The organism is Microbacterium sp. Bi98 (genome assembly GCF_918698045.1).
In the GTDB taxonomy this organism is placed as follows: Bacteria; Actinomycetota; Actinomycetes; order Actinomycetales; family Microbacteriaceae; genus Microbacterium.
In genome coordinates this window covers 504,406-530,395 of the sequence record NZ_CAKKLK010000001.1, presented here as the reverse complement: position 1 = coordinate 530,395, position 25,990 = coordinate 504,406, and the positions used below count along the sequence as shown (strand labels likewise).

The 25,990-nt window shown below is 69.2% G+C and carries 28 protein-coding genes; 16 read left to right on the top strand and 12 right to left on the bottom strand.

The genetic code is table 11. The features are described from left to right. The first annotated feature begins 21 nt into the window (after positions 1-21). The 3 genes from LQZ85_RS02605 to LQZ85_RS02595 all read left to right on the top strand — a co-directional run bounded on the left by LQZ85_RS02605 (position 22) and on the right by LQZ85_RS02595 (position 3,413). Entirely contained in the window at positions 22-885 is an 864-nt protein-coding gene (locus LQZ85_RS02605; protein WP_072591732.1) for an EamA family transporter, read from the top strand. A gap of 194 nt (positions 886-1,079) precedes the next feature. Beyond that, positions 1,080-1,481 (top strand): GNAT family N-acetyltransferase, encoded by a 402-nt coding sequence (locus LQZ85_RS02600; RefSeq protein WP_235567514.1) that lies wholly within the window; start codon positions 1,080-1,082, stop codon positions 1,479-1,481. A gap of 393 nt (positions 1,482-1,874) precedes the next feature. Then, positions 1,875-3,413 (top strand): HNH endonuclease signature motif containing protein, encoded by a 1,539-nt coding sequence (locus LQZ85_RS02595; RefSeq protein ID WP_056279614.1) that lies wholly within the window; start codon positions 1,875-1,877, stop codon positions 3,411-3,413. A gap of 203 nt (positions 3,414-3,616) precedes the next feature. Here the strand turns inward: LQZ85_RS02595 and LQZ85_RS02590 are convergent, their stop codons facing one another. After that, positions 3,617-4,270 carry a response regulator transcription factor gene (locus tag LQZ85_RS02590; protein WP_222839407.1) on the bottom strand — a complete coding sequence of 218 codons (654 nt, stop codon included), beginning with the start codon at positions 4,268-4,270 and terminating at the stop codon, positions 3,617-3,619. A 226-nt stretch (positions 4,271-4,496) separates the two neighbouring features. Here LQZ85_RS02590 and LQZ85_RS02585 point away from each other — a divergent pair, with 226 nt between their 5' ends. Next, positions 4,497-5,639, top strand: a complete 1,143-nt coding sequence (locus LQZ85_RS02585) for a histidine kinase (RefSeq protein WP_230100408.1) — start codon at positions 4,497-4,499, stop codon at positions 5,637-5,639. Positions 5,640-5,955: 316 nt separating this feature from the next. Here LQZ85_RS02585 and LQZ85_RS02580 read toward each other — a convergent pair whose 3' ends face one another. Then, the gene (locus LQZ85_RS02580) at positions 5,956-6,699 is read right to left on the bottom strand and encodes a GntR family transcriptional regulator (RefSeq protein WP_056279618.1); all 744 of its coding nucleotides are present in this window, start codon (positions 6,697-6,699) and stop codon (positions 5,956-5,958) included. Positions 6,700-6,869: 170 nt separating this feature from the next. Between LQZ85_RS02580 and LQZ85_RS02575 the strand changes: the two genes are divergently transcribed. The 6 genes from LQZ85_RS02575 (at position 6,870) to LQZ85_RS02550 (ending at position 13,477) form a co-directional block, all read left to right on the top strand. After that, the gene (locus LQZ85_RS02575; protein ID WP_053097587.1) at positions 6,870-7,799 is read left to right on the top strand and encodes a phosphate/phosphite/phosphonate ABC transporter substrate-binding protein; all 930 of its coding nucleotides are present in this window, start codon (positions 6,870-6,872) and stop codon (positions 7,797-7,799) included. A 128-nt stretch (positions 7,800-7,927) separates the two neighbouring features. Continuing rightward, complete coding sequence (gene phnC / locus LQZ85_RS02570; RefSeq protein WP_053097586.1) at positions 7,928-8,773, top strand: phosphonate ABC transporter ATP-binding protein; 846 nt, start codon at positions 7,928-7,930, stop codon at positions 8,771-8,773. After that, positions 8,770-10,506, top strand: a complete 1,737-nt coding sequence (locus LQZ85_RS02565) for an ABC transporter permease subunit (protein ID WP_056279620.1) — start codon at positions 8,770-8,772, stop codon at positions 10,504-10,506. Before phnC ends, LQZ85_RS02565 begins: the two co-directional genes overlap by 4 nt. After that, positions 10,503-11,651, top strand: coding sequence for a TIGR03364 family FAD-dependent oxidoreductase (locus LQZ85_RS02560; RefSeq protein ID WP_056279622.1), 1,149 nt, complete (start codon positions 10,503-10,505; stop codon positions 11,649-11,651). The genes LQZ85_RS02565 and LQZ85_RS02560 overlap by 4 nt, the downstream gene beginning before the upstream one ends. Then, on the top strand, positions 11,648-12,379 hold the full coding sequence (locus LQZ85_RS02555) for an HAD family hydrolase (protein ID WP_056279623.1): 732 nt from the start codon (positions 11,648-11,650) through the stop codon (positions 12,377-12,379). The genes LQZ85_RS02560 and LQZ85_RS02555 overlap by 4 nt, the downstream gene beginning before the upstream one ends. Before the next feature lie 9 nt (positions 12,380-12,388). Then, a complete protein-coding gene (locus tag LQZ85_RS02550; RefSeq protein ID WP_056279625.1) occupies positions 12,389-13,477 on the top strand; it encodes an alcohol dehydrogenase catalytic domain-containing protein in 1,089 nt (362 codons plus the stop codon). A gap of 33 nt (positions 13,478-13,510) precedes the next feature. Here the strand turns inward: LQZ85_RS02550 and LQZ85_RS02545 are convergent, their stop codons facing one another. Both LQZ85_RS02545 and LQZ85_RS02540 read right to left on the bottom strand, forming a co-directional pair. Further along, positions 13,511-14,104, bottom strand: coding sequence for a nicotinamide-nucleotide amidohydrolase family protein (locus tag LQZ85_RS02545; RefSeq protein WP_082586668.1), 594 nt, complete (start codon positions 14,102-14,104; stop codon positions 13,511-13,513). Then, on the bottom strand, positions 14,101-14,622 hold the full coding sequence (locus LQZ85_RS02540; RefSeq protein ID WP_053097580.1) for an FHA domain-containing protein: 522 nt from the start codon (positions 14,620-14,622) through the stop codon (positions 14,101-14,103). Before LQZ85_RS02540 ends, LQZ85_RS02545 begins: the two co-directional genes overlap by 4 nt. A 171-nt stretch (positions 14,623-14,793) precedes the next feature. On the opposite strand from LQZ85_RS02540, the gene LQZ85_RS02535 reads away from it, so the two are divergent. The 3 genes from LQZ85_RS02535 (at position 14,794) to LQZ85_RS02525 (ending at position 17,198) form a co-directional block, all read left to right on the top strand. Continuing rightward, a complete protein-coding gene (locus LQZ85_RS02535; protein ID WP_056279627.1) occupies positions 14,794-15,144 on the top strand; it encodes a hypothetical protein in 351 nt (116 codons plus the stop codon). Between the two features lie 153 nt (positions 15,145-15,297). Next, on the top strand, positions 15,298-16,182 hold the full coding sequence (locus LQZ85_RS02530) for an SDR family oxidoreductase (RefSeq protein ID WP_056279629.1): 885 nt from the start codon (positions 15,298-15,300) through the stop codon (positions 16,180-16,182). 44 nt (positions 16,183-16,226) lie between these two features. Continuing rightward, positions 16,227-17,198: a DMT family transporter gene (locus LQZ85_RS02525; RefSeq protein ID WP_072591721.1), complete on the top strand. Its 972-nt coding sequence runs from the start codon at positions 16,227-16,229 to the stop codon at positions 17,196-17,198. A 12-nt stretch (positions 17,199-17,210) separates the two neighbouring features. Here the strand turns inward: LQZ85_RS02525 and yidC are convergent, their stop codons facing one another. Both yidC and LQZ85_RS02515 read right to left on the bottom strand, forming a co-directional pair. Then, positions 17,211-17,972 (bottom strand): membrane protein insertase YidC, encoded by a 762-nt coding sequence (gene yidC / locus LQZ85_RS02520; protein WP_072591720.1) that lies wholly within the window; start codon positions 17,970-17,972, stop codon positions 17,211-17,213. A 62-nt stretch (positions 17,973-18,034) separates the two neighbouring features. Next, a complete protein-coding gene (locus tag LQZ85_RS02515) occupies positions 18,035-18,307 on the bottom strand; it encodes a DUF6412 domain-containing protein (RefSeq protein ID WP_053097575.1) in 273 nt (90 codons plus the stop codon). A 103-nt stretch (positions 18,308-18,410) separates the two neighbouring features. Here LQZ85_RS02515 and LQZ85_RS02510 point away from each other — a divergent pair, with 103 nt between their 5' ends. Beyond that, on the top strand, positions 18,411-19,457 hold the full coding sequence (locus LQZ85_RS02510) for a nitronate monooxygenase (protein WP_230100407.1): 1,047 nt from the start codon (positions 18,411-18,413) through the stop codon (positions 19,455-19,457). A 97-nt stretch (positions 19,458-19,554) separates the two neighbouring features. On the opposite strand, the gene purU is transcribed toward LQZ85_RS02510, so the two are convergent. Beyond that, the gene (gene purU, locus LQZ85_RS02505; protein WP_056279633.1) at positions 19,555-20,406 is read right to left on the bottom strand and encodes a formyltetrahydrofolate deformylase; all 852 of its coding nucleotides are present in this window, start codon (positions 20,404-20,406) and stop codon (positions 19,555-19,557) included. A 93-nt stretch (positions 20,407-20,499) separates the two neighbouring features. On the opposite strand from purU, the gene LQZ85_RS02500 reads away from it, so the two are divergent. Next, positions 20,500-21,714 carry a cation:proton antiporter gene (locus LQZ85_RS02500; protein WP_053099225.1) on the top strand — a complete coding sequence of 405 codons (1,215 nt, stop codon included), beginning with the start codon at positions 20,500-20,502 and terminating at the stop codon, positions 21,712-21,714. Continuing rightward, positions 21,711-22,169, top strand: a complete 459-nt coding sequence (locus tag LQZ85_RS02495; protein WP_056279635.1) for a hypothetical protein — start codon at positions 21,711-21,713, stop codon at positions 22,167-22,169. Before LQZ85_RS02500 ends, LQZ85_RS02495 begins: the two co-directional genes overlap by 4 nt. Before the next feature lie 55 nt (positions 22,170-22,224). Here LQZ85_RS02495 and LQZ85_RS02490 read toward each other — a convergent pair whose 3' ends face one another. From LQZ85_RS02490 to LQZ85_RS02470, 5 genes are all read right to left on the bottom strand, one after another. After that, complete coding sequence (locus LQZ85_RS02490) at positions 22,225-22,947, bottom strand: GMP synthase (protein WP_053099224.1); 723 nt, start codon at positions 22,945-22,947, stop codon at positions 22,225-22,227. Between the two features lie 100 nt (positions 22,948-23,047). Beyond that, the gene (locus LQZ85_RS02485) at positions 23,048-23,788 is read right to left on the bottom strand and encodes a LysR family transcriptional regulator substrate-binding protein (protein ID WP_230100406.1); all 741 of its coding nucleotides are present in this window, start codon (positions 23,786-23,788) and stop codon (positions 23,048-23,050) included. 52 nt (positions 23,789-23,840) lie between these two features. Continuing rightward, on the bottom strand, positions 23,841-24,248 hold the full coding sequence (locus LQZ85_RS02480) for a DapH/DapD/GlmU-related protein (RefSeq protein ID WP_053097570.1): 408 nt from the start codon (positions 24,246-24,248) through the stop codon (positions 23,841-23,843). Between the two features lie 81 nt (positions 24,249-24,329). After that, a complete protein-coding gene (locus LQZ85_RS02475; protein WP_230100405.1) occupies positions 24,330-25,103 on the bottom strand; it encodes a DNA-formamidopyrimidine glycosylase family protein in 774 nt (257 codons plus the stop codon). Beyond that, complete coding sequence (locus tag LQZ85_RS02470) at positions 25,103-25,966, bottom strand: EI24 domain-containing protein (protein WP_230100404.1); 864 nt, start codon at positions 25,964-25,966, stop codon at positions 25,103-25,105. The genes LQZ85_RS02475 and LQZ85_RS02470 overlap by 1 nt, the downstream gene beginning before the upstream one ends. Positions 25,967-25,990: the final 24 nt, after the last annotated feature.

Sequence of the window (25,990 nt, the reverse complement as noted above, 5' to 3'; positions counted from 1 at the left end):
CGAAGAACGGAAGGGTCTCTGGTGTCCGCTCTCGCCTTCGCTCTCGTCCTCGCCGCAGCCGTCACGCACGCCGCATGGAACATCATCGCCCACGGCGTGAGCCGCGCAGGGACGCCGTTCCTCTGGTGGGGGGCCGTGGGAGGAACCGCCGTCTGGATCGGGGTCGTGCCGTTCACCGGCGGGCTCGGCACCGACGACGTGCTGGCGTTCCTGCTCGGCGTCGGAGTCTCCGGTGTGCTGCACGTCGCCTACATGGCGGTGCTGCAACGCGGATATCGCGAAGGCAACCTCTCGACCGTCTACGCGACGGCTCGGGGCACCGGGCCGTTCCTCTCTGTGATCGTCGCCGTGCTGGTGCTCGGGGAACGTCCGTCGGCCCTCGCGCTCGCCGGCGTCGCGGCGATCATCCTCGGAGTCGTCGCGATCGGTCTCGTCGACCGAGGACGCGCCGACCGGTCGCGTCGCCTGGATCCCGGGCTCGTGTTCGGTCTGCTCACCGGCGTCGCGATCGCGGTCTACACGATCTGGGACGCCAACGCCGTGCGCACGTGGAACCTCTCGCCCGTCGCCTTCATGGTGGGGACGATGCTGCTCGAGATCCCGTTCTACTCGCTCGGCGTCCGAGGCCGATGGGCGGCCGTTCGCGCGCTCGGCCGCACGCAGTGGAAGCGCATCGTGGCTTTCAGTATCCTGTCGCCGCTCTCGTACATTCTGGTGCTCACGGCCATCCAGATCGCTCCGGTCGCACTGGTCGCGCCGCTGCGCGAAGTCAGCGTCGTGCTGGTCAGCCTGTTCGGTGTCTTCGCCCTGAAGGAGAGCAGGCCCGGATGGCGTCTCGCCGCGTCCGCGGTCGTCGCGGGCGGGATCGTGCTGCTCGCGCTGTAGCGGTGGTTCTGCGGCGGTGGTTCTGTGGTCGTGGTTCTGTGGTCGTGGTTCTGTGGTCGTGGTCGTGGTCGTGGTCGTGGTCGTGGTCGTGGTCGTGGTCGCGGTCGCTCCGGGTGCGTGGCCTGCGTGATTGTATGGATGCTGTGTGCGCCGGGTGGAGTCTTCGAGAGAGCAGTCCGTCGGATGCGCACTGGATGTCGGAGCTGCGAGCGATCGTCATGCGCGCCGATCTGGAGCGTCTCGGACGCTTCGACCCGGTGCGTGTGCGGCAGCGGTTCCTCGATGGGTTCGTCCCGCAGAACACGCGAGTGATCGTGGTTGCCGGACGGGACGTGGGCCTCATCGCGGTGAGGCCCGAGAGCGACGCGGTGTGGATCGAGCACTTCTACCTCGATCCCGCTCAGCAGGGCCGCGGCCTCGGCTCCGCGGTGCTGGCGGACGCCTTGGAGACGCGTCATGCGGGCGATGACCGGCCGTTCCGCCTCAATGTGCTGCAGGGCAGTCCGGCGCGACGGCTGTACGAGAGGCACGGCTTCGAACTCGAGAGCGAAGACGCGGTCGACGTCTTCATGAAGGCCGAGCCGCTCCGGCGCTGATCGGGTGCCCCGTGACGGGTGCTTCGTGGCGGGGTCTCGTTCCTCGTGTCTGGGTCCTTGTTCCTCGTTCCTCGTGTCTTGTTCCTCGTGTCTCGTTCCTCGTTTCTCGTTCCTCGTGTCTCGTTCCTCGTTCCTTGTTCCTCGTTCCTCGTTTCTCGTTCCTCGTTCCTCGTGTCTCGTTCCTCGTGTCTCGTTCCTCGTTCCTCGTGTCTCGTTCCTCGGGTCTCGTTCCTCGTTCCTCTTGTCTCTTCTGCCCTCGTTGACTGGTCTCTCCGCTCCTCTTGTGCCTGCGTTGTGCGGCATTCCGGGAGATTGGAATACGTGCTCTGATCTGGTCTAAATCGGACTGGTTTCGGGGGTCGGATGTCGGTGGTTCCGTGTTGACTCGAGGGTATGAACAGCATCGTGGAGCGTCTGGGTCGGGTCGTCGCTGACCTTGATGCGGTGCTGTGTGATGACGCGCTGGCGGGGTTGAGCGATGCGGAGCGTGTCGCGGTGCTGCAGGCGGCGGGGGCCGTGTTCCGGCGGGCCGAGGCGGTGATCGTGGAGACCGTGGCGACCGGGGATCCTGCGGGGTTTCCGCATGCGGCAGGGTGTCGCGGGGTGAACGAGCTGGTGCAGCGGATGGTGGGCGTGGATGTGCGGGGTGCGTCCCGGGTCGACAGGGTCGTCGATCTGGTGCGCCGGCCGGTGAGTCTGGCGGGGGAGCGGATGCCGGCGCGGTGGTCGGAGATGCGCGTGGCCTTGTTGGATGGTGTGGTGGGTGTCACGGGGTTTCTGGCGGCGACGGGCCCGATCGAGCGGGTGTGGGACCGGTTGAGCGTGGATCAGCGGTTGGCGGCGGATGTGGCGTTGGCGGGGTGCGCCCGCGGGCACGGGATCGGCGGGGGCGCGGATTCTGGTCCGGCGCCGACGGTGCAGGATTTGAAATCTCTTGCGGAGGATCTCGCCTCGATGTTCGACCCGGACGGGGAGGAGCCGAAGGATGAGGACGCGCGGCGCAAGCGCGGGATCACGATCGGTCGTCTCACGGACGGGATGCATGCGATCCGAGGGTATCTGACTCCGGATGCCGCGGCCCAGTTGCAGCTGATCCTGGACGCGATGCTGAACCCGAAGGGTGACGGCCCGCCCATGCCGGGAGTGTTCTTCACCCCCAGCGGTGACACCGGTCACACAGACACAGACACAGACACAGACACAGACACAGACACAGACACCGGTGCTGACCCGGGTGTTGATCCGTTCAATGTGGATGAGCGCAGCGTGCTCGATGATCGCACGGCGTCGCAGAAACGCCACGATGCTCTCGCCGCCGCTCTCGCGATAGCCGCCCGTCACAAGGACATGCCCACGCTCGGTGGTGCATCCCCGGTGCTCGTCGTCACCGTCGACGCGACAGACCTCGCCCACCATGCGGAAGGTTCTGCCTTCGGTGCGGGCATCGCCGGCGCGGGTGGTGGTGCGGGCAATGGCGGGTGGGCGACGATCCCCGGATCCGGTGCGCATGTGCCTGTGTCCGTCGCGGCGCAGACCGCATGTGCGGGGGCGATCCAACGGGTGCTCCTGGACGAGGGGCGCATCATCGGGATCAGCACCACCGACCGCGTGTTCACCGTGCATCAACGCCGGGCGATCATCGTCCGCGACAAGGAATGCCTCATCCCCGGGTGTCACGTGCCCGCATCCTGGTGCGAGATCCATCACGTCACCGAACACGCCCGCGGTGGGCCGACCCATACCGACAACGGTGTGCCGCTGTGCTGGTGGCACCACCGATCCCTGGGCACCTCGCAGTGGGAGATCCGTATGAACAACGGGCTCCCCGAAGTCCGTGGACCGAACTGGTGGGACCCCGACCAACGCTGGCGCACCCCACAACACAGCCTCCCCGCGGACCGTGACCGAAGGTGCCTCGTTCGAACCGGGTGATACGCGGCGGCATCCTCACGGCAAGTGCTGCTGATCCCGAACAGCCGGCCAGACTCAGCGAGCCGGACTCACCGTGCCCGGCTCAATGGACGCGCCTCAACAGTCTCACTCCAATGATCCCGCTGGTCAGCGATCCCGCCGGTCAGCGATCCCGCCGGTCAGCGATCCCGCCGGTCAGCGATCCCGCCGGTCAGCTGCCCGCTTCAGCGGAAGTCGACCAGCCCGGCGTGCGCTGCCGTGACGAGGATCTGCACGCGATCGCGCACGTGCCACTTCGACATGATGCGGCCGAGGTGGGCCTTCACGGTTCCCTCCGACACGATCAGTGTGCGCGCGATCTCGGCGTTGGACATCCCCTGCGCGAGTCGCTGCAGCACCTCCTGCTCGCGATCCGTGAGCGCCTCCAGGGTGTCGTCGCCGCCGACGGGCTCCGTATCCCGCACGTGCTTGATCAACAGCGACGCGATCCGCGGCGACAGCGAGCTCGCTCCGCTGTACACCTCTCGCACACCTTCGAGAATGCTCGCCGCGCTCGAGTCCTTCAGCAGATAGCCCGACGCACCTGCGCTGAGCATCGGAAGCACGGTGTCGCTGCCGTCCAGCGTGGTGACCGCGAGGATCTTGATCTCAGGCCAGCGTTCGCTGATCACCGCCGTCGCCTCGATGCCGTTCATCTCCGGCATCTGCACGTCCATCATCACGACGTCGGGACGCTCGCGTTCCACGACCTCGATGCCCTCGAGCCCGGACTCCGCCTCGGCGATCACCGTGATCTCCGGGTCGCGGGAGACGAAGTGAGAGAGCGCTGAGCGCACCAGGGGATCGTCATCGACGATCACGACGCGGATTTGGGACATGGAGGAAGCCTAACCGGGGTCTACCTGCGGCGCGAGGTATTAGACCTTTGGCTATCGAGGTGTAGCCGTGAGACAGATGTGCCGCTCGCAGATCACCGAGAAGATGAGTACATCGCTAGTCAAAAGTGCAATAAAGGAGGTGAACGTATATGTCTTTCTGGAACCAGGTTGGTCACTTCTTCGGCTTCTACCGCTAATCTATATGGCGAAAAGGAGATACTGAAGTATGGCTTCAAGTCTTTCGACGCGTGACCGCTCTGACGTCACCCGACTCGGCAGGGGCGAGAAGCTCAGCACGATAGAACGCATCGCCGTTTTGGCGGTCGTCGGGACCATCGTCATCTTCGACATCGTCGGACTGTTCCTCCCTCCGGGGCTGGAACCTCTGACAGCGGCAATCGGGATCGCATCCACTGCAGTCCTCGGCCTCTTCCTCTGGTCGCCACTCATCGCGACATACGCCCTCGGCGTCGTGTTCGCCCTATCCTTCATCCCCGGCATCGAAGCCCAGGTGCTGACCGTCGCCGCTTTCGCGGCCGGCTTGATCGTGCGCCTGGGGTGGACCTCACTGGTCCTGTCCTATGTCGGAGTCTTCCTCGTCGCATCCGCGTTGGTCGCCATGGGCGATTCGACGGATGCGTTCAACATCGGCATCTTCCTGGTCGGCGCCGCAGTATCCGGAGCCGTCGGCTATGCGCTTCGCCTGGCATTCGCTCGGGGGCGGACGCTAGAGATGCAACTGGCCGAGAAGGCCGAGCAGGAACGCCAGGCAGTACTCGCTGAGCGGCGCTGGATCGCCGGCGAGCTGCACGACAGCATCGCGCACCACCTCACCGTGGTGGCGCTGCACGTGCAGATGCTCGACGACGATCGCACGAGCAGAGATTCGCAGGAGGCGATTCGCATCGCCGCACGCAAGGCGATGACCGACCTCCGCTTCGTGATCGACCTCGCAGACGACGGACCCCGCTCCGAGGGAATGCCCTCCGGTGATCTGGTGGCCTCCGTCGAGGAGGCCGCGCAGGAGTTCGAAGCCGCCGGCCATGCCGTGGCCGTCATCGGCGACCCTTCCGATGAGCGCGTCCCGCGGGCCGCCGAGATCATCCTCGCGCGCATCATGCGAGAGTCCGCCACCAACGTCCTCAAGTACGCCGGCGCGGGCGAAGTCGAGATCCGATTCGACATCGACGACGACGCCGCGAAGATGGCGGTGAGCAGTCCGCTCTCCATCACGCCGCGTCGCGAGCTCTCCTCGAGCCGCACGGGCATCGGCCGCATGGCCGAACGGGTTCTCGGTGCCAGCGGCGAATTCAGCGCCGGCGAACTCGACGGCCGCTGGGTCGTCTCGGCGCTGCTGCCGATCGTCTGACGCCTCCGGCATCCCAGCATCCCGGCTTGAAAATGGCAGGGGATTGCGTACCGGTATTCCGGTACGCTGGGAGCCAGATCCGCGGAATTCCGGGGTTTTCGACGTGAAACCTAGACGAAAGTCCAGGGTAGATCTCGACTATAGACCGTGTTCCATGGTGTAGCCGGGCGCTTACATTGGGTATACCCCAGAAATAGCGCATCCCCAGCGCTGTGATCGCGAGCGCGGTCTTTGGAATCTGATCCCCATCGCGCTCGCGATCGGCTTCCTCCGACGAGTCACCTCGAGGAATCGATGCCGATCGACTGGCCGGCTCTCAGCCGCCCACTGCACGCATGTAGTGCCCGTCCGTCGAGATCCCCGACGCCGCGACCGTGAACCGCACCACCTCGCTGAGGTAGCGATCTTCGGACGCCTCGAAGATGCGCCCGCTCGCATCACGGGAGATGCGGCTGAGTCGAAGGATCGGCGTTCCCTGCGGCACGCGCAGCAGGGCGGCATCCTGCTCGTCGGCGGCGACGGCGTCGATCTGGTGCTCGAGCCCGACGATCGGGTGTCCCACCGACCCGAGGTACTCCGTGATCGAGACCTCGTCCGTGTCGACGTCGAGCAGTCGTCGTCCTACTGCCTCGGTGTAGAAGAGCCGCTCGAGCATCGTCGGCCGGCCGTCGAGCAGGCGCAGTCGCACGACGCTGACGATCGTGTCTTCGGGTGACACTCCGAGCAGTTCTGCGCGGTCACCGGCCCTGCGAAGGCTCAACTCCTGCGTCTGCGCGCCCGGAGTCACCCCGAGATCGCGGGCCCAGCGAGTGAACGGCACCGACACATCGACCGCCTGGCTGGCCTTGCGCGACACGACCCGCGCGGGGCGTCCCCGCCCCGTCTCGATCAGGCCCTCTCCGCGCAGGGCGGCGAGAGCGTTCCTGATCGGACCCCGCGAGGTGCGCCACCGTTCGGCGAGCTCCGCCTCGGTCGGCACGTCGTCGCCGGGGCGCAGGGTGCCCGCCGCGATCTGCGCGCGGAGGTCGTCTGCGATCTGGGTGTATACAGCTTCGGCCACATAGGCATACTACTTCGCTATCGAGGTGGAACGGTTGCGCGTTCCCTCGATGTTCATCCGAGGAAAGACCGGGTGAACGGACCTTGAACTCTTCCAAGTTAGGTACATATCTTGGCTGTTGCCCTGTCAGAGTGGCTCGTGGATCACCCCTCTCACTCTGAAAGGTCCTCATGAAGCTCCGCGCTCTCCCCGTACTCGCCGGCGCCGCGATCCTCGCGCTCGGCCTCGCCGCCTGCTCCGGCTCCGCAGAGGCCACCGGCGCGTCCGGTGCCGACGCATCATCGGCCGCCGGCGGATTCGCCGTCGACGAGAACACGCTCGTCTTCGGCGTCGTGCCCGACTCGGTCGACACCGAGACGAACTACCAGCCGCTCATGGACTACATCGCCGAGATCACCGGCAAGACGGTGGAGTACCACGAGTCCACCGACTACGCGGCGCTCATCGAGGCCGCCGTCGCCGGCAAGGTCGATGTCGCCTCGTTCTCCGGTTTCACCTACGTCACCGCCACGAACAACGGCGCGAAGCTCACCCCGATCTCCTCGATCGTGACCGAGGAGGGCCAGGAGCCCGGGTACTACTCCCAAGCCATCGTGCCTGCCGACAGCGACATCTCGAGCATCGAGGACTTCGCCGGCAAGAAGGTCTGCTTCGTCGATCCCTCGTCGACGTCGGGATACCTCTTCCCCTCCTACAACCTGCTCGAGGCGGGCATCGACCCCAAGACCGACATCACGCCCGTCTTCGCGGGCAAGCATGACGTGAGCGTGCAGAAGGTCGGCGAAGGCGTCGAGTGCGAGGTCGGATTCGCCGAGGACTCCGAGGTCGAGAAGTCGGATGCCGTCAAGGTCATCGACGAGACCATGGTCCCCGGAGCGCCGCTCGTCTACTCGTCGACTCTGCCGGACGACGTCGCGCAGGAGCTCATCGACGGACTCTCCGAGATCACGATCGACGACATCATCGCCGCCGGCATCGAGGGCGCGGACACTGATGCGTTCCGCAGCGTGTTCTACGCCACCAAGCCCGTCGACGACGCGTACTACGACCTGATCCGCGACATCTGCAAGGAGACCGAAGCGGAGCAGTGCCAGGGCTGACGCCCTATCGCTGACCGCAGCGTCAGCCGAGCGCCCCCGTTCCGCAGTGTGCTCCCACCCGGGGCAGCGGAGCGCGGGGCGCTCACCCGCAAGAATCACGCTCGACGCCACGACCCTGGAGAACTGACATGAACACGGCAACCGATGCCCTCATCCGCCTGGACGGTGTGACGAAGACCTTCGGCTCGACCACCGCGCTGAAGAACGCATCGCTGCAGGTCTCACGCGGCGAGATCGTCGTGCTGCTCGGGCTCTCCGGCTCGGGCAAGTCGACGCTGCTGCGCCACCTCGACGGTCTCGAGGTGCCGACCTCGGGCGAGATCGAGGTGCTCGGCGCGAAGGTCCCGACGCTCAAGGGCAAGGCGCTGCGCGCCCTCCGCAGCCGGGTGGGCTTCATCTTCCAGCAGTTCGAGCTCGTGCCCTCGCTGACGGTGCTCGAGAACGTGCTCACCGGATCTCTGTCGGAGGTCCGCGGCCCGCGGCTCGGCCTCTGGGGCTACTCGAAGGCGGCGAAGCTGCGCGCCCTCGAGCACCTCGATCGCGTCGGGCTGCTCGACCGGGCCTATCAGCGCAGCGACACCCTCTCCGGCGGCCAGCAGCAGCGCGTGGCGATCGCCCGCGCCCTGATGCAGAAGCCCGACATCCTGCTCGCCGACGAGCCCGTCGCATCCCTCGACCCGGAGTCCAGCGACCAGGTGATGGCGCTGATCCGTGAGATCGCCGCCGACGAGGGGCTCACGGTCGTCTGCAGCCTGCACCAGGTCGACCTCGCGATCTCGTGGGCCGACCGCATCGTGGGGCTGCGTCACGGCGAGATCGTGCTCGACACCCCGACCGGCGACCTGACCAAGGCCGAGGTCATGGAGATCTACGGCCGCGTCGCCACGACCACCGCAGAGATCCGCGCCGTGCAGGACGAACTCACCGAGATCACGGTCGACGTCGCCCAGCTCGACAAGGCGCGGGCCTCATGACCGTCCTCTCGGACCCGCCGCGGGCGCACGCGACCCCCGCACGCACGAGTGTCGCCGATCGAGCTCCTCGCCGCCCGATCTCCGCCGAGCGCATCGCCGCCGGGCTGACGCTGCTGGCGCTCCTGGTGCTCGGCATCCTCGCGGTCGACGAGGTCGGCATCTCGATCCCGGCGATGGTGCAGAGCTGGGGCAACGCCGAGAACTTCATGGCCCGAGTCGGCGGCCTCTCGTTCCCTGAACCGGCCGACCTCGCCTGGCTGATCGCCCTCACCGTCGGGCTCGTGCTCGTCGGCACGTTGCTCGCCGCCGCCCTGTCGGTGCCGATCGCCTACCTCGCAGCCTCCAACACGACCCCCGGCAACGGATGGCGTGCCGCCGCGCGGTTCGTGGGAGTGCTCACCCGAGCGCTGCCGGACGTCGTGCTCGCGATGGCGTTCGTTCTCATGTTCTCGCTCGGCACCCTGCCCGGCATCCTCGCCATCGGCATCCATTCGATCGGGATGATCTCGAAGATGTTCGCCGACGCGATCGAGCAGATCGACGAGGGCCCCCGGCTCGCGATCCGCGCCGCGGGGGGATCGAAGATGCAGGAGTTCGCCTCAGGAATCCTTCCCCAGGTGCTGCCGAGCTGGGTCGCGACGGTGCTGCACCGCAACGACATCAACCTGCGCGGCAGCGTCGTGCTCGGCTACGTGGGCGTGGCCGGCCTCGGACTCGAGATGTCCTACGCCTTCAAGTCGCTGAACTACGGCAAGGGCCTCGGCATCGCCCTGGTCATCTTCATCCTGTGCGTCGTGATGGAGATCGTGTCGAGCCTGGTGCGCGGGGCAATGCTCGGCCAGCAGCGGCAGACGCGGTCGTGGATCGACCGCATCATCCACCCGCGACTGCGCGGGGCGACGGGCGCGGCGACGACGGAGCGCCCGGAGTGGGCGGCCAGCCCGCAGACCGCCGTGCGTCGACCGTGGACCGCGGAGCGGGTGCGCAACACGATCGGCATCGGGACGGCGGTGCTCGTCGTCATCGGCAGCGTCGTCGTCAGCCAGATCAACTGGATGGACTTCTTCACCTTCTGGGCCAAGCTCCCCGAGGTCGCAGCGAAGTTCTGGCCGCCGTCATTCGGCAGCTATGAGGCGTCCGCGATGATCGCGGCCATGCGGGACACGGTCGCGATCGCACTCGCGGCGACGGTGCTCACGCTGCTGCCGTCGCTGATCCTCGGCTCCCTCGCCGCGAGCAACGTCGCACCCGGAGCGGGAGCGCGGGGCATCGCGCGCTTCCTGCTCGTCGGCATCCGCGGCATTCCCGAGCTGATCCTCGCGATCGTGCTCGTCGTCATCACCGGCCTCGGCGCCCAGGCGGGAGTCATCGCGCTGGCCATCGGCGGCATCGGTCTGCTCGGCAAGCTGATCGCCGATTCCCTCGAGGAGGTCGACCGTGGGCCCGAACGGGCCCTGCGGGCGGTCGGCGCCACCCGGCTGCAGACCTACGCCTCGGCGACCGTGCCACAGGGCATGCAGGCGCTCATCGGGCACAGCTTCTACATGCTCGACACGAACATCCGCGCCGCGACCATCCTCGGCATCGTCGGCGGAGGCGGTGTCGGGTACTACCTGCTCAACGCCAGCCAGGGTTCGCGCTATGAGACCGTGACGGCGATCGTGCTGATGATCCTCGTCACCGTGCTCGTCGTCGAAGGGCTCGCGATGTGGATGCGCAAGGTGTTCCGATGAGCGGCCGCACCGGCTCGACCGACTCCGCCGACCTCGTGGTCGTCGGCTCGGGGATCATCGGCCTCGGCGCCGCCTACGCGGCGGTACGGCGGGGTCTGAGCGTCATCGTCGTCGACAGAGCGGATGCTCCCGTCGGCGCGACGATCCGCAACTTCGGCCACCTCTGCATCGGCGCGCAGACGGGGGAGGCCCGGCGCTACGCGGACCTGTCCCGAGACCTGTGGCTGCGCCTCGCTCAGGATGCGGGGTTCTGGATCCGCGAGTCGGGGACACTGGTCGCCGCCCGCCACGCCGACGAGATCGCCGTGCTCGAGCAGGCGGCGGCCGATGGCGGCATCCGGATGCTCGATGCGGATGAGCTGCTGCGCCTCGCCCCGCTCCGTCGCCGGGGACTCCTCGGTGGAGCGCACATCGAGACCGACCTGCAGACCGATCCGCGCACCGCCGCCGCGGCGATCGTGCGGCACCTCGCAGGACTGGGCGTCGACTTCCGCTTCCGCACGGCGGCGACCTCCGTCGCCGGACGCCGCGTCGAGACGACGAGAGGCGCGATCACCACAGGCGCGGTCGTCGTCGCGGCGAATCACGACATCGACCAGCTGCTGCCGGAGGTGGCGGAACGGTCAGGCGTCGTCCGGTGCGCTCTCGACATGATGCGTGCAGCGGTGAGTCTCCGGCATCCGCTCTCCGCCCCGCTGCTGACCGGGTGGTCGCTCGTCCGCTACGGACGCTTCGCCGACGGTGCCGCCACCGCCGCGCTCCGCGATCGCCTGCATTCGGAGCGTCCGGATCTCGCCGCGCTCGATCTCAATCAGATGTACACGCAGCTGCCGGACGGCACGCTCATCATCGGCGACTCGCACGCCACATCGACCGCGCCGGAGCCGTTCCAACCCGAGGCCGCGTTCACGGCGTTCCTCGCCGAGGCGGAGGCGCTGTTCGAGATGCCGACCCCACGGGTGCTGGAGCGCTGGCAGGGCGTGTATGCGAAGGCGTCGAAGGACTTCCTCATCGACACGGTCGACGAGGGGGTGCTGGTGCTCGCCGCGACCACCGGCATCGGAATGACCACGGGTCTGGGGCTCGCCGACGAGAATCTCACCGCCACCTTCGGGTGGACACCTGCAATGGAAGGAACCTCATGACCACTCAGCTCGACGCAGCTCCGGCACCGGCGCTCGAACTCATCGTGCTCGACATGGCCGGCACGACGGTGCTCGACGACGGGGTCGTCGAGACGGCGTTCCAGCGCGCCGCCGAACGCACCGGAGTCGCCGATCGGATGCCGTGGGATGACGCGCTCGCGCACGTGCGCGCCACCATGGGGCAGTCCAAGATCGAGGTCTTCACGCATCTCGCGGGAGGAGACCGTGCCGCCGCCGAGCGCGCGACGGCCGCATTCGAAGGCGCCTACGCCGAGATCGTGGCCGAGCAGGGGGTCACCGAGATCCCCGGGGCGGCCGATGCGATCCAGGGGCTGAAGGACGCCGGTCTGAGGGTCGTGCTCACGACGGGATTCGCGCCGGTCACCCGCGATGCGCTGATCGACGGTCTGGGCTGGCGCGGGCTCATCGACCTCGCCCTCTCTCCGGTCGACGCCGGGCGCGGGCGTCCGGCACCCGATCTCGTGCTCACGGCGCTGATCCGCACGCAGACCTCGTCGGTCGCCGCTGTCGCTGTCGCCGGAGACACGATCAGCGACGTCGAGTCGGGCCGCCGCGCAGGCGCCGGTCTCGTCGCCGGCGTCCTGACGGGCGCCCACGACGCACGCGCGCTCGAGCTCGCCGGTGCCGACGTCGTGCTCGAGGACGTGACGCATCTTCGCGGCACGCTCACCGAGCGCGGGCTGCTCCCTCTCGTGCCCACGGTCTGAGGCCCTGACATGGGAACTCTGCTGATCCGTCCTCCCGGCCACCGTCGCGACGTGGCCCTGCGGCCCGCGGCCACAGCGATGGTGTGGATCGGTGAGGGCCACCCGCACGAGGTGATCGCCGTGCCCGGTGTCGCGCTCGGTGAGCACGACGTGCTCGTCGCCGTCGAGATGTCGACGATCTGCGGGTCCGACGTCCACACCGTGCACGGACGTCGGTCCGCCCCGGTGCCGCTGGTGCTCGGACACGAGAGCGTCGGACGTGTGATCGCCCTGGGCGACGGCGGGGCCTCGACGGTCGACGGCGTCCCCGTGCGCATCGGGGATCGGATCGTCTGGTCGGTCACGATCTCGTGCGGCACCTGCGACAGGTGCGCCCAGGGTGTGCCGCAGAAGTGCCGCGCGCTCGGCAAGTACGGTCATGACCGCATCGGCGTGCACGGCGACCTCACCGGCGCGTTCGGCTCGCACGTCCAGGTGCGGGCGGGCACCGCGATCGTGCGGGTGCCCGAGTCCCTGCCAGCCGCGGTGCTCGCTCCGGCATCGTGCGCGACCGCGACCGCCTGGGCCGCCGTCGCCCGGGCTGCGCGCGATCACGACCTCGACGGCGCGACCGTCCGCATCCACGGAGCCGGACTCGTCGGGCTCTCGGCCGCGGCGATCGCGGTGGAGCACGGCGCGACGGTCGAGGTGCTCGACCCCGCACCCGAACGGCTGGCTCTGGCCGCACGCTTCGGCGCCGGTCCGATCGATCGTGATCCGGATGTCGTGATCGAGGCCTCGGGGCATGCCGTGGCCGAGGCGCTCACCGGCGTCGCCACCGGGGGCACGGTCGTGCTGGTCGGGAGCGTCTTCCCTGCCGAGCCGGTGCCCCTCGACGCCGAGAGCATCGTTCGACGGCTGGTGACCGTCACCGGCGTGCACAACTACACGGGATCGGAGCTCGCCGAGGCTGTCGCATTCCTCGCAGGACGAGGACGCGCCTACCCGTTCGTGGACGCGGTCGGCGAAGTGCGGCAGCTCGCCGACCTCGACGAGGCCATCACCGCGGCATCCGCACCCGGCGCGCCGTTGCGCATCGGCGTCGTACCCGGACGCTGACGGGAGACGGGTCGAGCGCAGGAGAGCCAGGGCTCAGGCCGTGGGCTCTGCCGCGCCATCTCCCTGGGCGCCATCTCCCTGGGCGTCGTCTTCGGCGTCGTCTTCGGCAGCCGCGGATGCCGAAGACTCCGGTCCCGAGCGCCGCGGTCCCGCAGGGCGGATGCCCTCGGCATGGAAAGCGAGCAGCCGCATGGCGGTGTCGACCGTCTCGTCGAGGACCTCCTGCGGATCGCCGCTGAGAGCCAGCCTGCGGTGACCGACCCCGTCGCCCGTGGCCCATCCGACGTAGACGGTGCCGGGCTCGTGCCCGCCTTCAGGATCGGGCCCGCCGACCCCCGTTGTCGAGATGCAGACGTCGGCGTCGAACAGCCGCAGTGCGCTCGCGGCGAGATGCTCGGCGCACTCGGGGGAGCACGGATCCGTTCCGGGCGTGAGTCCGAGCAGGCTCTCCTTCACATCGGTGAGGTAGGCCACGATGCCGCCGGCGAACCACGAACCGGCATCGGCCCCCGCGCCGATCGTGCTCGCCAGACGTCCCGAGGTCAGGGATTCGACCACGCAGATGCGCAGTCCGCGCTCAGCGGCGACGTCGCTGACGCGGCCCAGCGGTGACTGCTCTGCTGTCACTTCTCTTCAGCGGAGTCCGCGTGCGTCGGGGCGTCGGACTCGATGGTCGCCTCGTCGGAGTAGTCGGGCCGCGGGGGCTGCAACGGCTGGTCGGAGTACTCGCCGCCGAGGCGTCCGCCGTACGGGCGCCCGTGGTCGGCGAACTCGTCGCGTGCGTAGACCAGCTCCCACTCGCCGACGGTGAAGCGTGCGCCGGTGCGCAGCGTCTGGGTGCGATCGCCGGGGTGGGTGGCGGTGGCGTCGGGGTTGCTGTTCATCTCGCCCTCGCCGTGGAGTTCGAGGACGTACTCGTCACGGTCGTCGTGAGTGATCGTGGCGTGCACGGGGTCGGCGCCGTCGAGCCGCAGCTCGTTGTCGGCAGCGGAGCCGATGCGCACCACGTCGACCTCGAGGGCGAACTCGGCGCGCTCGCCGTCGCGCGTGACGCGCAGGCGCGGGTTGCCCTCGCCGAACTCGGCGTGAGTGGTCGTGGGGGTGTAGCCCTCATCGGAACGGTCGTCGATGTGTCGTGCGTTCATGGTGGGTCTCCTCGCGGTTCCTGCCAGGATATCGGCGAAGGGATCCGCACGCAGGGGGTTGACTTCGGCCCGCTCCGACCCCGTCTGGACAGCCCGCTCGGGCCGACGCATCGAGGGCCTGCGGTCCCATAAACTGCATGACGAAGACCTGCACACCAGAGGAGAGGGCGAATGGGCAAGTTCATCTACGAGGGCAGCGTGAAGACCGAGATCGAGGATCGCGCCCTCACCCACCTGCAGCTCGTGATGACCGCCAAGCTGCGACGCGCCGAGCCGTTCCCGTTCAGCTGGCGCGAAGACGCGAGCGTCGGCGGCGGCCGCACGACGGTGTGGGTGCAGCCGGGCAGCTCGCTCGCCTTCAAGTACTTCGGCAGCAGGCAGCCGTCGATCAACCGCGCCTGGATCGAGGCGCTCGCCTTCACCGCGAACGCGCCGAGCGGGCTGTATCTCGTTCCCGAGCCACAGGACACGTCCGGCCCCGTCGCGTCGGCCGACGACGAGCCCGCCGCCCCCGGGGCCTGAGCGGCCCGAGCCATTCACCTGTCGCACTCCGATCGTCGATCGAGGTGTCGATTGTCAACCCCCTCCCGAGGGCGCCGACGGGCCGCGAGTCTCGTTGAACGCCCGACTCAGGCCACGCACGATGATGGCGAGTCGCGAGGAAGATGAGACACCATGGCAGACAGCACCCCCGACCCCCGCAGCCAGCACCGCGACGAGGAATTCCCCGGTCAGCAGCAGAACCAGCCGGGACTGACCGACGACATGCGCCCGACTCCCGACCACGGCGAGGAGTCGTACGTGGGCCACGGGCGTCTCGAGGGGCGTAGAGCCCTGATCACCGGCGGGGATTCCGGAATCGGCCGAGCCGTCGCGATCGCCTTCGCCCGCGAGGGAGCCGACGTGGCGATCGTGCACATGCCGGAGGAGCAGGCGGATGCCGACGAGACCATCGATCTCGTGCGCGCCGAAGGCCGCCAGGGGCTGAGCCTCGCCGGCGACGTCCGCGACGAGGCCTTCGCCACCGAGGTGGTGACCGAGACGCGGAGCGCCCTCGGCGGCCTCGACATCCTGGTGCTGAACGCCGCGTACCAGCACGACATCGACGGCTTCGAGAATCTCGAGACCGACCGCCTCCGCCGCGTGTTCGAGACCAACCTCTTCGGCCTGCTGTACTCGGCCAGGGCCGCGTACCCGCATCTGGAGTCCGGCTCCAGCATCATCGTCACGTCGTCCGTGCAGGCCTTCGAGCCGTCGCCCAACCTCATCGACTACGCGATGACCAAGGCGGCGCAGGTCGCGTTCGTCAAGGCGCTCGCCGAGGAGGCGGGAGAGCGCGGCATCCGCGTGAACGCCGTCGCTCCCGGCCCCATCTGGACGCCGCTGATCCCGGCCACCGGCTGGTCGGACGAGCGGGTGAAGACCTTCGGATCCGACACGCCTCTCGGCCGGGCCGGACAGCCGGCAGAGCTCGCCGGCGCCTACGTGTACCTCGCGTCGGCGGAGTCGTCGTACACCTCGGGCGCGGTGCTCGCGGTCACCGGCGGCAAGCACCTCTGACAGGGCCGGTTCGTCGGCATCCGCGCGCGCCGTAGGCTGGCTGGGTGAAGCAGTCCACGCCGTCCCGTCCGCTCGTGGGCGTCGTGCTCGTGGTCTGCTCCTGCCTGTCGCTGCCGTTCGGGGCCGCGGTCGCGGCCCAGCTCTTCCCGGTGCTCGGCCCGTGGGGTGTGACCTCGCTGCGCGTGGCGATCGCGGCGCTGCTGCTGGTCGTCATCGTGCGCCCGAGACCATTCCGGTGGTCGAAGTCGCAGTGGCTCGCCGCCGTGCTGTTCGGGGTCTCGCTCGCCGCGATGAACGGCTTCTTCTATGCCGCGATCGACCGCATCCCGCTCGGTCCGGCCGTCGCGATCGAGTTCCTCGGGCCGCTCGTCCTCGCCGCCGTGCTGACCAGGCGCCTCGTCGATGCCGCCTGGGTGGGGGTCGCGCTGCTCGGGATGGTACTGCTCGGCGTCGACGGACTGATCGGCGCCGAGCCCCTCGATCCGCTCGGGATCGTCTTCATCCTGATCGCCGCCGGCTTCTGGGCCATGTACATCCGGATGAGTGCCCGGGTGGGTGCCATCATCCCCGGCAGCAGCGGACTCGCGGTCGGCCTGGTCGTGGCCGCGATCCTGCTGATCCCGGTCGGTGTGCCGGCCGCGGTCACCGTCGCGGGCGACATGCAGCTGCTGCTGCTCGCCGCGGTCACCGCCGTGCTGTCGTCGGTGATCCCCTACAGCTTCGAGCTCGCCGCGCTGCGTCGCCTGCCGCAACGCGTGTTCGGCGTGCTCCTGAGCCTGGAGCCCGCGTTCGCGACGCTCGCCGGGTGGCTGATCCTCGGGCAGTCGGCGACTCCGCTGCGGATGCTCGCGATCGCCCTGGTGGTGGCGGCGAGCGTCGGCACGACGCTCGGCGTGCGACGTCAGCGCCGTCGAGACGATGCGGCCGCAGCCCGAGAGGTCGGGACCGCGCCCGACGGCGCCCGCCGCGACGACGAGCCCGGTCCCTTCACCGCGCCGATCCCGCTGCCCGAATGACCGGCCGACCCGTCAGGCGCTGACCGCAGCAGGCACGGGCAGCGGATAGCGGCGCCGCAGCAGCATCCGCTGCACCAGCGTCCAGACCACGGTCACGGTGAGATACAGCGCGGCGGCGAGCGGCACGAACATCGCGAAGACGGCCGTCAGATAGTGCAGAGCGCTGGTCACACGCAGCATCGTCGGCGAGTTCAGCGGCGAGTCGTCGTCGACCACGGCCGGCCGGAAGACCCGTCGTGTGATCTCGGCCACCACGATCATCACGGCGATCAGCGCACCGAAGACCCACAGCGTCTCCGGCGTCGCCGTGCCGCCGAAGACGGCGGAGACGAAACTGGTGCCCAGCGGTGCACCGAACAGGTCGTGCGTGAGCAGGTCGTTCGGGTGCCCGGCGATATCGGGGCGGATGAACAGCGTGTACAGGATGCCGACGACCGGCGCCTGAGCGAGGACCGGCAGCATCCCGGCGAACGGAGACGTGTTCTCGGAGCGGTAGAGCTCGAGCATCTCCTTCTGCAGGCGCTCGGGATTCTTCTTGTGCCGGCGCTGCAGTTCGCGCAGCCGAGGAGCCAGGCGCGCTCTGGTCTGCTCGGCCTTCGCCTGCGAGACGCCGACGGGAATCAGCAGTGCGCGCACGAGAAGCGTGACGAGCACCACGGCGAGTGCGGCGGCGGATGCTCCGGCGAGCGGTTCGAGCAGTGCGGAGAGCCCGGCGAGGGCGCCGTACGCCGCGTCGAGCAGGAAGGTCAGGGGTGGAAAGGCGAAGATGTCCATGGAAGTCCGTTCGTGTGTCGGGAAGGGTCGGCGAAAGCCGCGCAGTCCCGTACGAGGGCGGACTACGCGGAGACGGCGACTCCCGGCGCACGAGGACGCGGGTGACCGGCGGCGTCAGGATCGCTCTGGGCGAGCAGGGTCGAGACGTCGATCGCCCGCAAAGGGTGCGGGGCGCTGCGTGGAGAGGGCGGTGCGACGCTCAGCGCCACGGCGATCGTGAGGGTCGTCAGGGCGATCAGCGCGATCGCGACACCGAGTGCCGCGGCATCCGGCACCGCGATGACCCCGAGCGCGGCCGCGACGAAGCCGAGCATCTGCCCGAACCATTCGCTCATGCGCGCCTCCCTGATCCCTCACGCCGAGATTATCACCGGCATCCGAGTGCGGCATCGGTCGCGCGCCCGCCTCGGGGCAGGGGAGCGGAGATAGCCTCGAGGCATGAGTGATCTGCGCGCACTGCTCGGCATCGAACACCCCATCATCCTCGGTCCGTTCGGCGGGCTCTCCTCCGTCGGGCTCACGGCGGCGGTCAGCGAGGCCGGCGGCCTCGGCGGCTATGGGCTCTACGGCTACGACGCCGACCGCATCGACGCGACGATCGCGTCTCTGCGGGAGGCGACCTCGCGTCCTTTCGCGGTGAACATCTGGCTGCCGACCGGCGACGAGGTCGAGCCGAATCCGCAGCACACCGTGTTCGCGCAGGCGCTGCAGCCGTTCTACGACGCGGTCGGACTCGAGGTGCCCGCCCGCCCCGAGCGCTACCTGCCTCCCCTCGACGAGCAGCTCGACGCGATCTTCGAAGCGGCACCACCCGTGCTGAGCACCGTCTTCGGGGTTCCGTCCGGGGCCGTCGTCGGCGAGGCGCACCGCCGCGGCATCCGTGTCGTGGCAACCGCGACGACCGTCGCCGAAGCCGTCGCACTCGCGGGCGCCGGGGTCGACGCCGTCGTCGCGACCGGCTTCGAGGCCGGCGGCCATCGGGTGTCGTTCCTCCGTCCGGCCGAGGAATCGCTCGTCGGGACCTTCGCACTCGTGCCGCAGGTCGTGGATGCCGTCGATGTGCCGGTCATCGCGGCCGGCGGCATCGCCGACAGGCGCGGAGTCGCCGCCGCGTTCGCGCTCGGAGCGTCAGCCGTGCAGGTCGGCACGGCCTTCCTCGCGACGGCGGAGTCGGCGGCGAACCAGGCGCATCGCGACGCCATCCGCTCCACCGCCGCCGACGGCACCGTTCTCACGAGGGCGATGAGCGGACGCCTCGCCCGCGGCACCCGCAACCGTGCGGTGCGGGCGATCGAGGCGAGCGGGACGATCGCCCCGTTCCCGATGCAGAACTGGCTCACCGGCCGATTCCGCGCGGCAGCGGGCGAACAGAACCTCGGCGAGTTGCAGTCGCTCTGGATGGGTCAGGGCGCGGCACTGGCCGGTCATGCGACCGCGGCCGAGGCCTTCGCCGAACTGCTGGCGGGAGTGCCGGAGGCCCGGTGAGGGTCGTTGTCGATCCGGGCTGTGAAGCTGGCCAGGTACGGGGGCTTGCCAGCGACGTCATCGGCTAGAGGCGTCGCACCCCTCTGAGCACCCCGGGTCAGAGGATGACGGTGGACCGGCCGTGGACGATCACACGGTCCTCGGCATGCCACTGCACGGCACGGGCGAGAACGAGGCGTTCGACGTCGGCGCCGCGCTGCTGCAGATCGGCGGCCGACTCCGAGTGCGTGACACGGGTGACGTCCTGCTCGATGATCGGTCCCTCATCGAGATCCGCCGTCGCGTAGTGCGCGGTGGCTCCGATCAGCTTCACACCGCGGTCCTTCGCCCTCGCATACGGGTTCGCCCCGATGAACGCGGGGAGGAAGGAATGGTGGATGTTGATGATCGGGGCGCCGAGACCCTCGATGAAGTCGTCGGTGAGGATCTGCATGTACCTGGCGAGGACCACCAGATCCACGTTGCCGCGCAGGAGCTCGAGCTGACGCTGTTCCATCGTCTGCTTGTCGCCTGAGGGGATGTGCACGAACGGCACCCCGAACGAGCGCACGGATTCGGCGAGGTCGGGGTGGTTCGAGACGACCATCGTGACGTCGATGTCGAGCTGGCCTCGCTGCGTGCGCCACAGCAGCTCCATCAGGCAGTGATCGTACTTCGAGACGAAGATCGCGACGCGCTTGCGCCGCGCGGTGTCGTGCAGCGACCACTCCATGCCGAACCGCTCGGCGACCTGAGCCAGATCGGCTTCGAGAGCCGTGCGCGCCGCAGAGAGCCCGGGGAGGTGGATCACCGTGCGCTGGAAGAACCGGCCGCCCTCGGAGTCGGTGGAGTGCTGGTCGAGCGAGATGATGTTCGCGCCGTGGACGGAGAGCACGCCGGCGACGGCGGCGACGATGCCGGGCTGATCATCGCAGGCGATCAGCAGGCGGGCGGTGTCGGGCTGAGACATGAGGGCTCCTCGAGGGTGTGCATCGATTCTGCCGTGGATGCGACCACCGGGCGAATCGGACGCATCGCGACGACGGGTCGCTACTCTGGGAGCGTGGACGCGGGCGATCTCGGACTGGTGCTGATCCCGCTGCTCGCCGTGGCAGCGCCGCTGCTGGCGCGCGGCATCCGACCCCTCATCCGCGTGCCGATCATCGTATTCGAGCTCGTCCTCGGGATTCTCGCGGGGCCCGCGGTGCTCGGCTGGGTCGAGCCGACGCCCATCCTCGAGAAGCTCAGTGATTTCGGTCTCGCGATGCTGTTCTTCATCGCGGGCTCCGAGATCGACTTCCGGGCGGTCGCCGGACGGCCCCTCGTCCGCGCCTCGATCGGGTGGGCCATCAGCGTGGTGCTGGGCATCGGGATCGGCTTCCTCCTCGCCCCGGGCGAGGGGATGGTCGTGATCGCGATCGCCCTCAGCTCCACCGCACTCGGCACGCTGATGCCGATCCTCAGGGATGCGCAGGAGACCGACACCCCGTTCGGGCGAGCGGTCACCGTGATCGGCGCGGTCGGCGAGTTCCTGCCGCTGATCGCGATCTCGCTCTTCCTCAGCACCCGCACCACCCCGCTCGCCACCGCGGTGCTGCTCGCCTTCGTCGTGCTCGCGGGGCTCGCCGTGCTCATGGCTCGGAGGATGCCGCACGGGCGCCTCCACTCGTTCGTGCGTGCGACGCTGCACACCTCCGACCAGTTCGGCGTGCGGTTCGTGCTGCTGCTCATCGCGTCGCTGGTCGGCCTCAGCGTCGTGCTCGACCTCGACATGCTGCTGGGTGCATTCGTCGCCGGAGCGGTGTGGCGCATCATCATGGCGCGCGCGCCCGAGAAGGACGCCGAGGCGGTCGAGACGAAGCTCGAGGCCATCGCGTTCGGCTTCCTCGTGCCGATCTTCTTCCTCTACACGGGCGTGAACTTCGACCTGCAGGCGCTCACCGGCTCGTCGTCGGCGATGCTGATGCTTCCGCTGTTCCTTGTCGCGCTGCTCGTGCTCCGCGGCACGACCGCGCAGCTCTCCGCGCCGACGGGCGCGAGCGCCAGGGACCGCACCGCGATCGGGCTGCTGGCCGCCACCGGGCTGCCCATCATCGTCGCCGTGACGGCGATCGGGGTGGATCAGAAGATGATCGACACCGGCACGGCGGCAGCACTCGTCGGGGCCGGGATGCTGTCGGTGCTGCTGTTCCCCCTGATCGGGATGCTGATCCGCGGCGAGGCGGCACGACTCGTCGACCCGGCGCTCGTCCGCGAGACACCGCAGGGGGAGCTGTGACGGCCGCGTCCGCGCTCGTCGCCGACGCGGTGCGTGCGCTCGCCGGCCTTCCGAAGGAGGGACTCGGTGAAGAGCGCGAATCGCGGTGGCGCGGACGCCGCATCGTGCGGGTGGGCGAGGCGTGGCACCTCGGCGTGCTGCTGCTCACCGAGACGCACGCACTGGCGACCGCCGAAGTGCTGAGGGCCGCCGATCCGGGGCGCCGCGGCTACACGGCGGAGTCCGCGCGCGAGCGCGCAGAACGACGTGCTCTGGCACTGCGGGGCGGGTTCGACGAGGGCGATGTCGTGCACGTCGGATGGTCGGTGATCGACCTCGCCGTCGTGGACGCGGGCGGAGCATCCGGGCCTCTGGCGATGGTCGACACGGTGCCATCCGTGCGATGGAGCACGGCAGGCGGTTGGATGCCGCTCGAGGCATACCTCCGCGAACGGGTCGAGCTGCTGCGCGGCTGAGGCGACGGGCACGCCTGACCGGCTGAGCCCGCGGGTCAGGCTGAGCCCGCGGGCGTCAGGCTGCCGCGAACGTCTGCGCGAAACGGCGCAGCAGCGCCGCACCCTCCGTCACGGATGCCGACAGCACCTGCCCCTGCACGGCGTCGAACTCGTCGGGGTCGAAGTACCCGGTGGTGCGATAGAACGTCATCCGATCGGCGAAGTCCCGCGGAGTCGGCTCCGGATGGAACTGCGCCGTGTAGAGGTGGGTGCCCACCCGATACGCCTGCACGGGACAGGTGTCATTCGTGGCGAGCAGCACCGCGCCCTCCGGCAGAGCCGCAGCGCTCTCCTTATGAGCGGTGAAGACGGTGAGCGCGGGGGAGCTCGGACCGAAGACGGGGTCCGCGGCGCCGGCGGCGGTGGTCTCGATCACGGTGGCGCTCGCCGACTCGGGGGTGTCCGACGTGACCTGGCCGCCGAGCATCCGCGTCACCACGCCGATGCTGAAGCAGGTGAAGAAGGCGGCGACCTGCGAGTCGATCGCCAGCCGCGCGATGTGCTCGAGATCCGCTTCGACCCTCAGCTGCACGGCGGACTTCTCGACGTCGCTGACGTTGAACGGCGAGCCGCCGACGACGACGCCGCTGTATCGAGCGAGGCGCGCGGGGTCGAGGCGCTCGGTGAGCAGGTCGAGGCGGTCGACGACGTCGACGCCGAGCGCCCGTCGGAACGAGGCGTGCTCGGCATCCGCCGCCCCGAGTTCGGGGCGCACACAGACGTAGAGAAGCGAGACCACCACGAGAGTCTAACGACGACGGGACACGGTCGACGTCGCCGCCGACTCCGACCACATCACGGAGCCGCCGCGGAGCCGTCGCGGTGGCGGCGCGCTCGCGTCATCGGGATGAGTTGGACGTGCGGCCGCGCACGATCCCGACGAACGTCTCGACGTCGGGGGTGGTGTGATCGCGGCGCCAAGCCAGGGCGACCGTCGAGGTGGGGCCGTCGGCCAGGGGTCGGTGGCCGACATCCTTGCGGTGGTGCAGGCGTGCGAGCGACATGGGGACGATCACGATGCCCGTCCCGGTGGCGGCGGTCACGATGGCGTCCGCGACCGACAGCGGTGCGAAGGCCGGCGCGACGGCACCCGGGATGTCGATCGGACCGAGCGCATCGTCGGTCGTGACCATCACGATCTCGCCCGACAGATCGGCGACGGTCAACTCGTCGGCCGCGAGGAGGTGCGACTCGATCGATGCGACCACCACCGGCACCTCGTCGTACAGCGTGATGATGTGCAGGTTCTCATCCGACAGCGGCAGGCGCACGAGGGCCGCATCGAGGTCGCCGATGGCGTCTCGCTGATCGGCGACCTCGATCGTCACCAGCTCGATGGGCACATGCGGCATCCGCTGCTTCCAGGCATCGATCCACTTGCCCGGCGTCGCGCCGGGGACGACCCCGAGACGGAATGTGCGCGGCTGCTCCGGTTCGGTGTCGGGCGCGTCGAAGACGACCTTGGCGGTCTTCTTCGGAGGCTTGGGCGGCGGGAACCGCTGAGCCGGTGCGGCCTTGTTGCGCCGCACGGGCGAGCCCTTGCCGGCACGTCCTGCCGGTCGTCGTCCCTGAGTCGCCATGTGCTCCAGGGTACCCGGCGGATGAGGTGAGACGTTCTGAGAGCGCGGCCGATCAGGCCGCGAGCCACAGGCCCTTCGGGTCGGTGGCGACCGTCAGTCCGGCCGCGACCGTCTCGTCGTCGCCGATGCGCGCACCGCGGACGATCCGCGCTCCCGCGCCGACCTCGGTGCGGACGCCGATGTGCGCGCCGTCTCCGACGGCGGCACCCTGGCCGATGTGTGCGTGCGCGTCGACGTGCGCACCCTCGCCGATCACGGCATCCGGTTCGATCCATGCGCCGCGGGCGATGGTCGCCCCCGCGCCGATACGGGCGCCGGGTTCGATGTAGGCGCCCGCTTCGATGTGCGCCTTCGGATGGACCTTCGCGCCGTGCGCGACGAGACCGCGACCGTTGGCGTGCTTGCGGTATCGCAGCGTGGCGCCCTGGTCGTTCTCGATGTCGACGTAGTTCTTTCCCACGATTCCTCCCGTGTTCCGGAGTTCTCCGGATATATCAATAACCACGGGGGTGCCGGATTCATTCCCGAGCATGGATGCGGGTCATCGCTGACACACGGGGCACCAGAATGTGATCCTCTCGCGGGTCGGATCCGCGCCCTGCTCGCCGCGTCTGATGGGGGTTCCGCAGCGGCGGCACTGGCGTCCGGCACGTCCGTACACCCACGTCCCCTGACCGGGGCGGTCGACTCCGGTGAAGGTGCGATGGCGACGATCGCGGTTCGCGCGGATCGTGCGCACGCCGAGGTCGAGCAGTGCGGGAACGTCGACCTCCGGTGCGGGGGTCGTCGGCAGGATTCCGCGGAGGAACAGGAGTTCCGCGGCGTATTCGTTGCCGAACCCCGCGACGTTGCGCTGGTCGAGAAGGGCGACGTGGACGCTGCGGGTGTCGGCGCTCACGCGTCTGGCGGCCTCGACGGCATCCCAGTCCGGGCCGAGCGGATCGGGGCCGAGATGGCCGACGAGCTCGTCCTCGTCGCGGGTCGGAACGACCTCGATCTCGGCGAGGTCGATGCCCACCGCCTCGCGCTGCGCCGTGCCGACGATCGCGCGGACCTTGAACGCCGGATGCCGCCACTTCTCACCCGCCCGGTAGACGAGCCAGGCGCCGTCCATGCGCAGATGGGAATGCAGCGTGCTGTCGCCGATCCGCAGCAGCAGATGCTTGCCGCGCGCGATCGACGAGAGGATCGGCTGACCCGTCAGATCGAGCGTCGCGAATCGCGGCACCCGAAGGTCGAAGCGCGCCACCTCGCCACCGACCAGCGCCTCGTCGAGACGTCTGGCGGTGCGGAAGACGGTATCGCCCTCGGGCATCAGGCGTGCCCTGACCCGGGGGGTGGCGGCAGCGGCGCCGAGACGCTGCCCGGCGGGGGAGGCGGAGGAGCGTGCTGTGGAGTGTGCTGCGTAGTGTGCTGTGACGAGTGCGGCGGAGTGTGCTGTGGCAGCGGCGTGCGCTGCAGCATGGTGCGCGCGAGGGCAGTGGCACCCGCGACAGCGGCGGGCATGACCGCGACAGCCCCGCCGGGGATCAGAAAGCACAGCTGCGTGGCTACACCGAAGCCGAGCACGCGCGCGCGGCTGCCGCGGAACAGCACCGCCCGGTCGGCAGGGCTGAGATCGCGGGCGTCGAACGCCCGCCCGGTGAGCTCGCGGGCGAGCATCCGTCCCGACAGCACGACGCCGCCCACCGCACCGAGGAATCCGCCGATGAGAGGGATGAGACCGAGGAGCAGCACGGCGATCGCGATCAGGATGCCGAGGACCACGAGTCTCAGGCCCTCGCCGACCGCCATCCAGAATCCGCCGCCGTCCGAGGGCGGGGCGTCGCCGAGATCGGCCTCGACAGCGCGCCAGATGCGCTGGTAGAACGGGTCGCCGATCGTCAGGGCGAGGGCGCTGAACACGGCGCTCGCGAGTGCGAGCGCCGCGGCGAAGATCACGATGCCTACGGCGGCGCGCAGCACCGAGCGCCAGGCCGGGATCCAGCCGTCGGCGAAGGGGGTGAGACCGTCGGAGATCGGCCCGAGAGTGAGCGCCAGCGGTATGAGTCCGGCGAGCAGCACCAGCGCGGCGATGAAGCCCGGTACGAGACCGAGGGCCATGAGCCCCGGTCGGCGCCGCCATGTGCCGAAACCGCGCAGCAGGGTGCGGACGCCGCTGATGAACTCCCCGATCATGCGTCCAGCCTAGAAGCAGTGGTC

Bases quoted from the DNA above. Each gene is read 5' to 3' on its own strand.
- LQZ85_RS02600 (WP_235567514.1), top strand. From the start codon at position 1,080: ATGTCGGAGCTGCGAGCGATCGTCATGCGCGCCGATCTGGAGCGTCTC.
- LQZ85_RS02595 (WP_056279614.1), top strand. From the start codon at position 1,875: ATGAACAGCATCGTGGAGCGTCTGGGTCGGGTCGTCGCTGACCTTGAT.
- LQZ85_RS02590 (WP_222839407.1), bottom strand. From the start codon at position 4,270: ATGTCCCAAATCCGCGTCGTGATCGTCGATGACGATCCCCTGGTGCGC.
- LQZ85_RS02585 (WP_230100408.1), top strand. From the start codon at position 4,497: ATGGCTTCAAGTCTTTCGACGCGTGACCGCTCTGACGTCACCCGACTC.
- LQZ85_RS02575 (WP_053097587.1), top strand. From the start codon at position 6,870: ATGAAGCTCCGCGCTCTCCCCGTACTCGCCGGCGCCGCGATCCTCGCG.
- phnC (WP_053097586.1), top strand. From the start codon at position 7,928: ATGAACACGGCAACCGATGCCCTCATCCGCCTGGACGGTGTGACGAAG.
- LQZ85_RS02565 (WP_056279620.1), top strand. From the start codon at position 8,770: ATGACCGTCCTCTCGGACCCGCCGCGGGCGCACGCGACCCCCGCACGC.
- LQZ85_RS02560 (WP_056279622.1), top strand. From the start codon at position 10,503: ATGAGCGGCCGCACCGGCTCGACCGACTCCGCCGACCTCGTGGTCGTC.
- LQZ85_RS02555 (WP_056279623.1), top strand. From the start codon at position 11,648: ATGACCACTCAGCTCGACGCAGCTCCGGCACCGGCGCTCGAACTCATC.
- LQZ85_RS02550 (WP_056279625.1), top strand. From the start codon at position 12,389: ATGGGAACTCTGCTGATCCGTCCTCCCGGCCACCGTCGCGACGTGGCC.
- LQZ85_RS02540 (WP_053097580.1), bottom strand. From the start codon at position 14,622: ATGAACGCACGACACATCGACGACCGTTCCGATGAGGGCTACACCCCC.
- LQZ85_RS02535 (WP_056279627.1), top strand. From the start codon at position 14,794: ATGGGCAAGTTCATCTACGAGGGCAGCGTGAAGACCGAGATCGAGGAT.
- LQZ85_RS02530 (WP_056279629.1), top strand. From the start codon at position 15,298: ATGGCAGACAGCACCCCCGACCCCCGCAGCCAGCACCGCGACGAGGAA.
- yidC (WP_072591720.1), bottom strand. From the start codon at position 17,972: ATGGACATCTTCGCCTTTCCACCCCTGACCTTCCTGCTCGACGCGGCG.
- LQZ85_RS02515 (WP_053097575.1), bottom strand. From the start codon at position 18,307: ATGAGCGAATGGTTCGGGCAGATGCTCGGCTTCGTCGCGGCCGCGCTC.
- LQZ85_RS02510 (WP_230100407.1), top strand. From the start codon at position 18,411: ATGAGTGATCTGCGCGCACTGCTCGGCATCGAACACCCCATCATCCTC.
- purU (WP_056279633.1), bottom strand. From the start codon at position 20,406: ATGTCTCAGCCCGACACCGCCCGCCTGCTGATCGCCTGCGATGATCAG.
- LQZ85_RS02485 (WP_230100406.1), bottom strand. From the start codon at position 23,788: ATGGCGACTCAGGGACGACGACCGGCAGGACGTGCCGGCAAGGGCTCG.
- LQZ85_RS02475 (WP_230100405.1), bottom strand. From the start codon at position 25,103: ATGCCCGAGGGCGATACCGTCTTCCGCACCGCCAGACGTCTCGACGAG.
- LQZ85_RS02470 (WP_230100404.1), bottom strand. From the start codon at position 25,966: ATGATCGGGGAGTTCATCAGCGGCGTCCGCACCCTGCTGCGCGGTTTC.